Origin of the sequence: Bacteroides sp. 1_1_30, from assembly GCF_020982715.1 — a bacterium.
Classification (GTDB): domain Bacteria; phylum Bacteroidota; class Bacteroidia; order Bacteroidales; family Bacteroidaceae; genus Bacteroides; species Bacteroides xylanisolvens.
Map to the genome: position 1 here is coordinate 15,333 of NZ_JAJKHN010000082.1, position 13,533 is coordinate 28,865.

At 43.3% G+C, this 13,533-nt stretch carries 8 protein-coding genes and 1 pseudogene; 6 read left to right on the top strand and 3 right to left on the bottom strand.

Annotated features, from left to right (window positions below; translation table 11 throughout):
• Positions 1-104: 104 nt before the first annotated feature.
• Together LPH68_RS20410 and LPH68_RS20415 are read right to left on the bottom strand one after the other, a co-directional pair.
• Positions 105-1,586 (bottom strand): RagB/SusD family nutrient uptake outer membrane protein, encoded by a 1,482-nt coding sequence (locus LPH68_RS20410; RefSeq protein ID WP_055235320.1) that lies wholly within the window; start codon positions 1,584-1,586, stop codon positions 105-107.
• A 14-nt stretch (positions 1,587-1,600) separates the two neighbouring features.
• Positions 1,601-4,729 (bottom strand): TonB-dependent receptor, encoded by a 3,129-nt coding sequence (locus LPH68_RS20415; protein WP_151922912.1) that lies wholly within the window; start codon positions 4,727-4,729, stop codon positions 1,601-1,603.
• Between the two features lie 157 nt (positions 4,730-4,886).
• On the opposite strand from LPH68_RS20415, the gene LPH68_RS20420 reads away from it, so the two are divergent.
• The 6 genes from LPH68_RS20420 (at position 4,887) to bioD (ending at position 11,956) form a co-directional block, all read left to right on the top strand.
• Positions 4,887-5,996, top strand: coding sequence for a DUF4421 domain-containing protein (locus tag LPH68_RS20420; protein WP_118219443.1), 1,110 nt, complete (start codon positions 4,887-4,889; stop codon positions 5,994-5,996).
• Between the two features lie 91 nt (positions 5,997-6,087).
• Complete coding sequence (gene bioA / locus LPH68_RS20425; RefSeq protein ID WP_151922911.1) at positions 6,088-8,502, top strand: adenosylmethionine--8-amino-7-oxononanoate transaminase; 2,415 nt, start codon at positions 6,088-6,090, stop codon at positions 8,500-8,502.
• A gap of 221 nt (positions 8,503-8,723) precedes the next feature.
• On the top strand, positions 8,724-9,878 hold the full coding sequence (locus tag LPH68_RS20430) for an 8-amino-7-oxononanoate synthase (protein WP_151922910.1): 1,155 nt from the start codon (positions 8,724-8,726) through the stop codon (positions 9,876-9,878).
• The gene (locus LPH68_RS20435; RefSeq protein ID WP_049702470.1) at positions 9,875-10,534 is read left to right on the top strand and encodes a DUF452 family protein; all 660 of its coding nucleotides are present in this window, start codon (positions 9,875-9,877) and stop codon (positions 10,532-10,534) included. The genes LPH68_RS20430 and LPH68_RS20435 overlap by 4 nt, the downstream gene beginning before the upstream one ends.
• Before the next feature lie 10 nt (positions 10,535-10,544).
• Entirely contained in the window at positions 10,545-11,312 is a 768-nt protein-coding gene (gene bioC, locus LPH68_RS20440; protein WP_004316903.1) for a malonyl-ACP O-methyltransferase BioC, read from the top strand.
• A complete protein-coding gene (gene bioD / locus LPH68_RS20445) occupies positions 11,309-11,956 on the top strand; it encodes a dethiobiotin synthase (RefSeq protein ID WP_004316902.1) in 648 nt (215 codons plus the stop codon). Before bioC ends, bioD begins: the two co-directional genes overlap by 4 nt.
• Positions 11,957-11,999: 43 nt before the next feature.
• Here the strand turns inward: bioD and LPH68_RS20450 are convergent.
• Positions 12,000-13,412 (bottom strand): annotated as a pseudogene (locus LPH68_RS20450) (ATP-binding protein); the annotation flags it as partial.
• Positions 13,413-13,533: the final 121 nt, after the last annotated feature.

Genomic DNA, 13,533 nt, shown 5'->3' on the forward strand with positions numbered 1-13,533 from the left:
ACATTTTGCACTCCCTCTTTTCCAAAGAAAACGACCGGTATGCGTCGTCACGACGTATACCGGTCTACAAGTTAAGGTCAAAGTCAAAAAATTAAGAGAGCTATTTATATGTTAGGGTTAGCGTTAATTTCTTTCTGTGGAATAGCATACAAATAATAGGTGCTATTTACTGTAAACGGTTTACCGTTCGGGAAGTTGAGGAACCAATGTCCCAGAGGATTTCGTTTTTCAAAGCTACCACCCTCCTGCCAGCAATCGACTTCAGTCTTCTGCATCTCATCCGATAAAGCTGCACGTTCTACTGCCTTTTGTGTACGAAGTATATCGGTAATACCAAATCCTTCTCCCCAAAGTTCACGGCGACGTTCCATCAGAATCTCATTGATTATATCTTCCTGTGATTTTCCTGTCACCTCGTAATCCCCTACTCCACGGGCATTACGCAATGTATTCAATGGAGCTACAGCCTGTGCCAACTCTACGCCGTCACGAACTTTCGCCTCCGCTTCTATCAAATACATTTCAGCAGCACGCATCAAGACCAGATCAGCCGTATCATCTGCACGCATGTGGAATTTCTTATATCCCAAATATCCTTCACGCATCCACTGAAACAAAGGTAAACGAATATCACCTTCGGTAAATGTATCTTTCAGATGGGGATCAGCCATAAAGCTGCTATATGCTCCTACGTATGTTGCATCCAAATAATAGAAATTATAGCTGGCATCCGATTGGGAAGGAATTTGAGGGAATCCCCATATCCATTCTTTATTGGAAATATTATTAAAACCTTCGTACTCGGCTGTAGTTGTCATCAACGTATATCCTGCACGTGCTGCTTCGGCAGCTTTTGCGGCTTCTTCCCATTGTCCGGTCAGCAAGTAAGCGCGAGCCAAAAGACCGTTGACTACTGCTACATTTGGTTTGAACTTTTGATTATCACCGCTGCGGACATAGTTTTTCAAATAGTCCTTCGCCAGAGTGAGGTCGTCGAAAATAAGCTGATAAACCTGTGCCACTGTTGATTTTCCTTTCGGTACAGTGGAACTATTGCTAGGTTCGGTATATATAGGAACACACGGAGCATCTTTATCTTTCAAGTAGGTGAATTGATAATGCTGTACCAAGTGCAAATAACAAAAGGCGCGTAATGCCAATGCTTGTCCCTGTGCCTGACGGAGTTCTTCCGAATCCCCCTTGATAGAAATGGCAGTATTACAATTATCTATCGTTTTATATATCAGATACCAGGCAAACTCTGTTCTACCATTTGAGGATTGCGCTATATCATTAAACTGATACGAAGAGTTAAAACCATATTTCGGACGGGAAACAATATCACTTGCCATCATATCATCCAGACACTGAAGTGCCCGATAACCGATATTGGCATAGGTACTTGAATAATCAAACAGATTATACCAGGCACCATTCACAAGTGCCTCCGCATTTTCGGGTACAGATACCTTATCCGAACTTACCGCATCTGTGGGGTCCGTATCCAAAAAACTGCTGCTGCAACTCGTTGCCAAGAAAAGTCCGGCAACTGCCGCAAGAATGGATTGAATTTTTATTTTTCTCATAATTTAGTCTGAATTTAGAAAGAAACATTGATACCTCCGGAGATGGTTCGCATAGCCGGATAACGGTAATAAGTGATACCGGTAATTCCCTGTTCAGGGTCTAGTCCCTGATTCCGGTGAATGGTAAACAGATTATCTCCTTGTACATATACCTGCACACTGCTCAATGACAACTTACTAATCCATTGTTTGGGTAAGTTATAGGAAAGTGTCAGGTTTTTCAATCGCATATACGAATTATTCTGCAAGAAGCGAGTGGAAGCCGAGTTCCAGTTATTAGAGGTAGTACTCAAAGCAGGGACATCGGTATAGCGATTGTCGGGAGTCCATCTTCTTAGAATCTCCGTCGACCAGTCGCGACCTTCCAAACTTCCATTGTGCAGAATCATTGTAACATCACGATTGTAGATATATCCACCGATACTGTAAGCAAAGATAGCCGAAAGATCAAATCCTTTCCAAGAAAGAGACGTATTGAATCCGCCATACACCTTCGGAAGAGACGATTTGTTGACATAATAATAGTCAGCCGAACCATAATCATTTGTTGTGACACGTTTTCCGGTCGGATTCTTATTTGCATCCACCTCATCCTTATACCACAGCGGATCTCCATTTTCCGGGTCTACTCCCGCCCACTCTATCATATAGAAATCATACACCGAACGACCTACCTGCAACTTGTTCACACCACTTCGCGGCATATCTTTCAATGGGAGATCCGTCACCTTATTCTTATAATGCGTCAAGTTCATACCCAGTTTCCATACCCAACCATTCTGATTGATAATCGTTCCGTTAAGCACCATTTCTATACCTGTATTCTTCAAGGCTCCTACATTTTCGTCAATAGAACCATATCCCAGGGAAGGAGCTATCGGACGTGAATAAAGCAGGTCTTTCGAACGACGTGTAAAGAAATCAAATGAACCGGAAAAACGGTTATTGAACAGGGAGAAGTCGATACCTACATTAAAGTTGAGGTTCGTTTCCCATTTCAGATTCGGAGTCGCCATACGGTCGGACACTAACGCATTTTCTCCCAAATTGGAAACAATGGTATAAAGTCCTTTGCTCGCATAATAAGTACCCAGGTTATCATTTCCCTGCGCACCATAGCTCATTTTCAGAGTCAAGGCAGAAAGCCAGTCGGAAGTACTTGCCATAAACTCTTCCCGGTCGATACGCCAGGAAGTACCCAACGACCAGAAATTTCCCCAGCGGGTCTCCGGCGCAAAACGTGAAGAACCGTCGCGACGATAGGATGCCGAGAAGAAATATTTATTTTGATAGTCGTATAATGCTTGAGTCAGATAACCCACCAACGCATAGTCGATGCGATACCCCGAACCTCCGGTCAACTGTGAACCAACTACTAGTTCCGGCATATCAGGCTGCGCCATTTTGGAACGTGATGCCGTCAGTTCATCGTAGCGGTAGGAATAGGCCTCCACACCGGCAAGAACATTAAAATGATGTTCACCAATTGTCTTGTCATACGTAGCAATATTATTCCATGTCCAGGAGAAAGTACGGGTATTCATTCGGCTGACGCCGCCGCCGTTTTCTTTAGCCGGACCCAATTTGGGGTTCGTATAATCCAACGTATTATAATTAATCAAGTCAAAGTTGAAACTAGTCTTGAATTTCAATCCCTCAATAATCGTAGCTTCCAAGAAAGTACGACCGGAGACTTCATCTTTCATTCGTTCTGATTTGTCTAAAGGCAAAGTAGCCGGCAGATTCCAGTTTGCCATCGAACCGGAAGGACGATAAGAGCCGAAGTCATAAATGCGGTCTCCATTCTCATCCAATTTGTAGCTACCGTCGGTATTCATTTCATAAATCGGATAAAATCCCGGCATGGTACGTCCTGCAGTAATCACATTACTGGTTTTGGAGTCAGAAGAAACCGGATAGTTCTGCATAGAATGTGCAAAACTCAAATTGACTCCTCCCTTCAACCAGGAAGTCATTTCGCTGGTGATATTGGAACGAAGATTGAAACGCTGATAACCGGATTCAAGCGCAATACCTTTATCATTCAGGTAGCCGGCTGAAAAGAAATACTGATTTGCTTTTCCGCCTCCGGAAACACTTAGATTCAACTCTGTGCGAAGTGCCTGTTGTTCCATAGCGTCACTCCAGTCTGAATTCCATAATGGACGGGCACCTGCCACCAATTTTCCATCTGTACCGACCGGTTGCGTATATTGGGGACCGTATGGATTGGGGCCACCTCCCATCAATTTCGTAACCAGGTCTTTGGATGCTTGTGCCGCAGCAGTTGCCGGAGTATAATCCGCGCTCTTGGCGTACTGATTGCGAAGTGCTTCCCAATACAATTCAAAGTATTGATCGGTACTGACACGATCATAATCACGCACGGCACGATTGGAACCTCCTAAAGAGGCTTTTACCTTTACGGTCGCTTTGGTATTTTGATCTCCCTGCTTGGTTGTGATAATAATCACCCCATTTGCGCCACGTGAACCGTATAAAGCAGCAGAAGCCGCATCTTTCAATACTGTCATCGAAGATATATCATCAGGATTGATAGAGTTCACACTACCATCGAACGGAACACCGTCCACCACATAAAGCGGAGCACTGGATGCATTGATAGATCCGATACCACGAATACGGATTTCCGCATCCGTACCCGGCTGCCCGCTTGCCGCACTAGCCTGTACTCCGGACACCGTCCCTTCTAATACACGCGATACGCTCGAAGTCTGTAGCTTTTCAATCTCACCTGCTTTCATCGTCGAAGCTGCTCCGGTAAAACTATACTTCTTAGCGGTAGCATAAGCTACTACCATTACTTCTTCCAGTTCTTTACTTTCCGATTCCAACGTGACATTAATCACACTTCGGTTATTCACCGGTTGCTCTACCGATCTCATTCCTACAAAGCGGAACACTAAAGTGCCGGCAGCAGGAACTTCAATTGAATAATTTCCATCAATATCAGTGATGGTGCCGGAGGATGCTCCTTTCAATTGTACGGAGACACCAGGCAAGGGCTCCCCTTCAGAAGTCACCGTACCCGTCACGCGTTTCTCCTGCTGTGCTTCCGCATATACTATATTTCCTGCAAAAAGCAGAAGAGACACGACTAATAAACGTAAATAGATTCTCATAATTTTGTGGCTTAAGATTTATTTGCTTGTTGTAACTAACAGTATATTGAACTTTTTTGTTTAGGAAACGAAACATTTTTTAGAAGATTACTAGCATAAATCAACGAAAGGTAGTACATTCGTGAAACGAAAAACATCTAAAACAACAAAGAACCGCATGGGGAAACGGGTTATTCTATATCTTTTTCTGTTATTTTCACTGTCCTTACAGGCACAAAGTGAAGAGAAAGCCCTTTCTACAAATGATAGTACAAGAATAGATTCCACAACGGTCACCCAGTCCAGTCCTTTCAAAAGAGCAATCAAGAAATTTATGAATTTCAGTGATTTTGATACGCTCTATATCAGCCCGAACCGTTATAATTATGCGTTGATGGCTACTCATTTCAGCAACTTCGAATATTACTCTGTCACCAGCGAACAGCCTCAACCACAAAAACTTAGTTTCTCTCCCAACCCGCATAATAAAATAGGATTGTATTTCGGCTGGCGATGGATTTTCCTGGGATGGTCCGTAGATGTGGATGATATCTATCGGAAAACCAACCGGAAGAATAGAGGTACAGAGTTTGACCTTAGCTTATATAGTTCCAAACTTGGCGTAGATATATTCTACCGTCGTACCGGAAACAATTACAAGATACATAAGATCAGAGGATTTTCTGAAGATATTCCCTCCAACTATTCCGAGGATTTCAGTGGAATAAAGGTGGATATAAAAGGACTGAACTTATATTATATCTTTAATAACAGAAAATTCTCTTATCCGGCCGCCTTCAGCCAGTCCACCAACCAACGACGCAACGCGGGAACATTTATTGCCGGTTTTTCTATTTCAAAGCATCATCTCGACTTCGACTACACAGAACTTCCTGTTTTTCTACAGCAGACAATGAATCCCGGTATGAAAGTCAAGGATATAAAATATACCAATGCCAATATCAGTTTCGGATATGCCTACAACTGGGTCTTTGCCCGCAACTGCCTGGCATGTTTGTCTCTCACCCCTGCCATTGCCTATAAAGCCTCTGATGTAGATGCGGAAACTCACGAAGGAAAAGCATGGTACGGCAAATTTAATCTGGATTTTCTACTTCGTGCAGGGGTTGTTTATAATAACGGAAAATACTTTGTAGGTACTTCTTTCGTTGGGAAAAACTATAATTACCACCGGAATAATTTCTCTGTAGACAATGGTTTCGGCACTCTTCAGATATATGCCGGATTCAATTTCAACTTACGCAAAGAATACAGGAAAAAGAAATAAAAGTACGGATATCAGAAATCGTAAACTTGCTTGCTTATCCAAAGAATCTTTGTACATTTGCCACGTTCTAACGAACAAAAGTAAAAAATCAATGAAGCAACAACGCCACATACAGACCACACGTACCCTTCTTTCCCGCTTCCGTTATTGGGGCAGAAAGAACTATGCCGCTTTTGCGAGTATGGGACGTGAATTCCAAATCGGTCATCTGCACATCAATGTTGTGGACGTTGCCCTTCGCAAGCAGAATGCTAAAATTACTATCCCTTATCATACATTTATGACACTTCAGGAAATAAAAGACCAAGTGTTGGCAGGCATTGATATTTCGCCCGACCAAGCCGCTTGGCTAGCCAACATGGCTGACAGCGAGGCGCTATATGCCGCCGCGCATGAGATTACCGTCGCACGTGCTTCGCACGAATTCGACATGTGTTCCATCATCAACGCCAAGTCCGGCCGATGCCCGGAAAACTGTAAATGGTGTGCACAATCCTCTCACTACAAGACTAAAGCCGAGATTTACGATCTCCTTCCCGCTGAAGAATGTCTCCGACAGGCGAAATACAATGAAGCCCAGGACGTCAACCGTTTCTCTCTCGTTACCAGCGGACGAAAACCATCTCCCAAACAGATTACCCAACTTTGCGATACCGTTCGTCAAATGCGACGTCACTCGTCCATTCAGCTCTGTGCTTCTCTGGGGTTACTTAACGAAGAAGAGCTACGTTCCCTATACGAAGCCGGAATCACCCGTTATCACTGTAACCTGGAAACAGCTCCGTCTTATTTTTCCAAACTCTGTACTACGCATACACAAGAACAAAAACGAGCTACTCTTGATGCAGCCCGTCGTGTAGGCATGGATATCTGCTGCGGAGGTATCATCGGTATGGGAGAAACGATGGAGCAACGGATTGAATTTGCTTTCACTTTAAAAGAACTGAATGTTCAGTCCATACCTATCAACCTGCTTAGTCCGATTCCGGGAACTCCACTGGAAAACGAGCAGCCTTTAAGCGAAGAAGAAATACTTAAAACCATCGCTATCTTTCGTTTTATTAATCCGACAGCTTTTCTAAGATTTGCCGGAGGACGTTCACAACTTTCTTCCGAGGCGATGCACAAAGCATTATATATCGGTATTAACTCGGCTATCGTAGGTGACCTGCTGACAACTCTCGGTTCCAAAGTATCGGAAGACAAAAAGATGATTCAGGAAGAAGGTTATCATTTCGCCGCTTCCCAATTTGACCGCGAACATATCTGGCATCCGTACACTTCTACCACCGATCCGCTTCCTGTATATAAAGTGAAACGGGCAGACGGTGTTACCATTACCCTCGAAGACGGACAAACGCTCATTGACGGAATGTCTTCCTGGTGGTGTGCAGTGCATGGATATAATCATCCGGTATTGAATCAGGCGGCAAAAGAACAATTAGATAAAATGTCTCATGTCATGTTCGGAGGACTGACGCATGATCCGGCCATTGAATTGGGGAAACTATTATTGCCTTTGGTTCCTTCCTCCATGCAGAAAATATTCTATGCAGACTCCGGTTCGGTAGCCGTAGAAGTGGCACTGAAAATGGCTGTACAATATTGGTATGCAGCAGGAAAACCGGAAAAGAACAATTTCGTGACTATCCGTTCCGGCTATCACGGTGATACGTGGAATGCCATGTCTGTATGTGATCCGGTGACGGGTATGCACAGTCTTTTCGGTTCGGCATTGCCTGTACGTTATTTTGTCCCGTCCCCCACTTCCCGGTTCGACGGAGAATGGAATCCGGAAGATATACTGCCTCTGCAAGAGATAATTGAAAAACATTCAAAAGAGTTGGCGGCGCTTATCCTGGAACCGGTGGTACAAGGAGCAGGTGGAATGTGGTTTTATCATCCGCAGTATCTGCGTGAAGCAGAAAAGCTTTGCCGGAAGCACGATATTCTTTTAATCTTCGATGAAATAGCAACGGGATTCGGACGTACCGGCAAACTTTTTGCTTGGGAACACGCCGGAGTAGAACCGGATATCATGTGCATCGGCAAAGCACTGACCGGAGGATATATGACACTTTCTGCTGTATTAGCCAGTAACCGGATAGCAGATACCATCTCCAACCATGCACCGGGAGCTTTTATGCACGGGCCTACATTTATGGGTAATCCACTTGCGTGTGCAGTAGCTTGCGCTTCCGTTCGCCTATTACTCGAATCCGATTGGCAAGAGAATGTGAAGCGAATCGAAACTCAACTGAAAGAAGAACTGGCACCTGCACGGGAATTTCCGGAAGTAGCTGATGTACGAATACTCGGAGCTATCGGAGTCATTGAGATGAAACGTCCGGTAAATATGGCCTATATGCAACGACGATTTGTGGAAGAAAGAATCTGGGTACGTCCCTTTGGCAAACTGGTATATCTAATGCCGCCTTTCATCATTACTTCGGAACAATTAAGCAAACTGACTTCCGGGTTACTTAAAGTCATTCAAAAAAGATGACAGATAAAAAGAATATTACCGGATTTTCACCCAAGGATCTGTTCCTCGGTGAGCAAAAGGGTGTTCCTCGGTGAGGAACGGACCTTTCCTCACCGAGGAAGGATACCTTGGTCGGTGAGAAACTTCCGGGATAGTTCTTCTGACGATAAACATCTTATAAACAACAGATTACACTTTCAATCATTCATCTATCGAATACTGATTACTTAAAATAACAATTCATGACATTAGAGTATATAAACCAGGAACTCCAGACCTTGAAAGAGAAAAAGAATTACCGTTCTCTCCCACCGCTAATCCACGAGGGGCGAGATGTTCTGCTGAACGGACAACGAATGTTGAACCTATCTTCTAATGATTATCTCGGACTGGCCAATGACATTTCATTGAGGGAGGAATTCTTAAGGACGCTCACTCCCGAAACTTTCCTGCCTACCTCCTCTTCTTCCCGGTTATTGACCGGTAATTTTAGTGACTATCAGAAGTTGGAGCAACAGCTAGCCACCATGTTCGGAACTGAAAGTGCACTCATATTCAATAGTGGTTATCATGCCAATACAGGAATACTTCCTGCCATTTGCAATACTCACACCCTGATTCTTGCTGACAAGCTGGTGCATGCAAGCCTGATAGACGGAATTAAATTATCATCAGCTAAATGTATCCGGTATCGTCACAATGATATTTCCCAGTTGCAGCGACTGATTGCTGAAAATCATAACGCTTATGAGCAGATTATTATTGTTACCGAAAGTATCTTCAGCATGGATGGCGATGAAGCTGATCTTCCCGCTCTCATTCAACTCAAAAAGAGCTATTCCAATATTCTTCTTTATATAGATGAGGCTCATGCTTTTGGTGTACGAGGGAAAAAAGGATTAGGATGTGCTGAAGAACAAGAATGTATCAACGATATAGACTTTCTAGTAGGTACATTCGGGAAAGCCATTGCCTCGGCAGGAGCGTATATTGTCTGCCGGCAACTCATTCAGGAATATCTTATCAATAAAATGCGCACGTTTATATTCACCACTGCACTTCCTCCTATCAATATTCAGTGGACTTCATGGGTGTTAGAACGTCTTCCAGCTTTACAACAGAAGAGAACTCACCTGCTACAAATCAGTGAAAAGCTAAAGGAAGCCCTTACAACCAAAGGATACAATTGCCCCTCGGTAAGCCATATTGTCCCTATGATTGTCGGAGCAAGTGAAGATACCATATTGAAAGCAGAAGAACTCCAACGCAAAGGATTTTACGCATTGCCGGTACGTCCGCCTACCGTACCCGAAGGGACTTCACGCATCCGCTTCTCACTGACAGCGGACATCACCGAACATGAAATCGACCAACTCATTAAACTGATAAACGGATGAAACAGTATTTTATCATAAAGAATAATCAAAAGCATCTATTGCTTTTCTTCGCAGGCTGGGGAATGGATGAAACTCCATTCCTGCAAATTCACCCGACCGATAAGGACTGGATGATTTGCTATGATTATCGTTCATTAGAGTTCGATGCCGACATTCTGCAAGAATATTCCGAAATCACCCTCATTGCCTGGTCAATGGGAGTATGGGCAGCCTCACAGATAATGAAACAATATCCATCCCTGCCCCTTTCCCAAAGTATCGCTATCAATGGCACTCTTTCTCCTATACATGAAACGAAAGGGATTACTCCTACCATTTTCGAAGGAACCCTGCAAGGACTGAATGAACAATCCCTGCAAAAGTTTCAAAGAAGAATGTGCGGTTCAGCAGCCGATTACAAGGCTTTTCAGACAGTAGCTCCCCAACGTCCCGTTGAAGAGCTCAAAGAAGAGCTTGCTGCCATACAAAAGCAATACTTATCATTGCCACCGTCGGATTTTGCATGGCAAAGAGCCATCATAGGAAAAAGCGACCGTATCTTCCTGCCGGATAGCCAATGGCTGGCATGGAGAAACAAAGTGGATTCCCTTGAATATATAGAAGCCGCTCATTATCAACAAGACCTTTTTGATAATGTAATCATGCAAATCAACTAATGATCGATTTATGGATAAACAACTAATCGCCGAACGTTTCTCTAAAGCCATTGCTACTTATCCCCAGGAAGCAAACGTACAACGGCAGATAGCAGATAAAATGATTCACCTGCTTACAGAACACATCTCTTTTCCCTGTTCAAAAGTGATTGAGTTCGGATGCGGCACAGGTATTTATTCCCGTATGCTACTTCAGGCTCTTCGGCCGGAAGAATTATTGCTAAACGACCTTTGCCCGGAAATGAAGTACTGTTGTGAGGATATATTAAGAAAAGAACAAGTTTCCTTTCTTCCGGGAGATGCAGAAACAGTTCCTTTCCCCGCTGAAAGTACATTAATTACTTCCTGCTCGGCTCTGCAATGGTTCGAATCTCCTGAAAACTTTTTCAAAAGGTGCAACGCCCTGCTTAATAGCCAAGGCTATTTCGCTTTCAGCACTTTCGGTAAAGAGAATATGAAAGAGATACGAGAGTTAACAGGAAACGGGCTCCCTTATCGTTCACGGGAAGAGCTTGTAACAGCCTTGTCATCCCACTTTGACATACTCCATTCGGAAGAAGAACTTATTTCTCTTTCGTTTGATAACCCCATAAAAGTACTTTATCATTTGAAGCAGACAGGAGTAACCGGAATATCCGGCACCTCTTCCCAACAACTGCGGACACGTCGTGACTTGCAGTTATTCAGTGAACGTTACACACAAGAATTTACCCAAGGCACTTCAGTGTCCCTGACCTATCACCCTATTTATATCATCGCAAAAAAGAAAAAAGTATGAAACAGAATGTATATTTCGTAAGCGGTATCGACACCGATGCCGGCAAGAGCTACGCCACCGGATTTCTAGCTCGTGAATGGAACAAGAACGGACAGCGTACCATCACTCAAAAGTTTATCCAAACAGGAAACATTGGTCACTCCGAGGATATTGATTTGCATCGTCGTATCATGGGAATCTCCTTTACAGAAGAAGACAAAAAAGGACTGACTATGCCGGAAATTTTCTCTTATCCCGCCTCTCCGCATCTAGCTTCCCAACTGGATAACCGTCCCATTGACTTCGGCAAAATCAAACGTGCTACGGAAGAGTTGAGCGAACGCTATGATTTTGTTCTGCTCGAAGGCGCAGGTGGCTTAATGGTTCCGCTAACAACAGAGCTTCTGACAATAGACTACATTGCCCAAGAGAATTATCCGCTTATCTTTGTTACTTCCGGTAAATTGGGAAGCATCAATCATACTTTGCTTAGCCTTGAAGCCATACAAAAACACGGTATTGTACTGGATACAGTACTTTATAATATGTATCCTACCGTAAAAGATAAAACGATTCAGAATGATACGATGAACTTCATTCAAAACTGGCTGAAGAAGTATTTCCCGGATACGAAATTTATATTAGTTCCGGAAATAAAAGAATAAAAAGACTTATGACTTCAAAAGACTAGCCTCACTATTTGCCGGGCTAGTTTTTTGTTTCTACAATCCACTTTTCAATATTACGGGTTTCCGCACTGAAATTTACTCCTATTTTAAAGAGTTTACGTCCGTCCATTTCGAAAGGAAGAGCATAATTCTTGTCGTTAATCTGCTGTAAAGCATCTTCTGCCGTACCGTTCAACTTAAATTCCATGATATAAATAAATTTATCGGTCTGCAAGACAAGGTCGATGCGCCCTTCACTCGTATGATACTCTACCTTGGTGTAGAAACCTAGCAGTTTAAAAACGATAAAAAGAACATTTTCGTAATGTAGCTCCTGGTCCCGAATCACTTCGTAAGTAGTGTCTGCAAAGAAACTTTGCAGACGGCGGAAGAAAGAGTTATAATCACCGGAACGCACTTCACGAACAAACTTCTGAATCTCAAAAGGCGACTCGACCTTATTTACGTTCGCATAAAAAGGAAGCAGGAAGCGGATAAAACCTTCTTCCACTTCGCGATTGGGGAAACCCAAGCGATACATTCCAAATTCTTCATCATACCCCTTAATGGTTAGGTATCCACTCTGATAAATTACCGGGATGGGATTGGTGGATTCAGAATCTATACTGTTCAACACTTGGACATCGGTCTCTTCATGTGCCATCCGCTCCAGGTCATAATGATGTTTTTTTAGCAATTTCACCAAATAGGTAAGCGTACCCGTTTCAAACCAATAACTACCAAACTCCTTACGCTTGAAAGCGTTCAGCAGACTGAACGGGTTGTACATGCCGATTGAATTGTGCGTAAAATGATAACCGTCATAACACTCTCTCAAATCTTCACAGAGTTTGTCATACGTTATTCCACGTGCTGCTGCAAATTCATGTAGTTCCGCTTCCAGATTTTCATGGATTTCACGCTCGCTGACACCACAAATTTCGACATACTCATTCCACATTGAAATATCATCCAGATTATTCAAATCACTGAATACACTGACTTTGCCAAACTTTGTCACGCCGGTGAGCAGAGCGAACTTTATATACCCGTCCTTCGTTTTCAAAGCGCCATAAAATGGCTTCAGAGTATTTCGGAATTGCTTTTGCAGTTCCTCATTACCGATAGCTTGCAGCATAGGTTTGTCATACTCATCTACCAGAATAACTACACGTTGTCCGGTCTTCTCACAAGCACGCTGAATGATACCTGCAAAACGCAGGGAAAAAGATGTCTCGGATGGACGGGTGCCGTATTGGCTTTCCCAATATTCCAGATTATCATTCAATATCTTATCCAGACTTTCCGGAGTGTCATACTTCTCGATATTCAGGTCGAGATGCAATATAGGATATTTAATCCAATCCTTTTCCAACTTTTCTACTGCCAAGCCGGTAAACAGTTCTTTTTTTCCTTGAAAGTAAGCCTCTAAAGTAGAAATGAGCAGACTCTTTCGGCTCAGTCTGAAACCTTGGGGGATTGCGTTAAAATTCTTATTTTTGCATCATGAAAACATCCTCTTCCCAAACGATTGATCCTGTTGCTTCTTTAAGCTTGTTCTTGCCTTCAGGAAT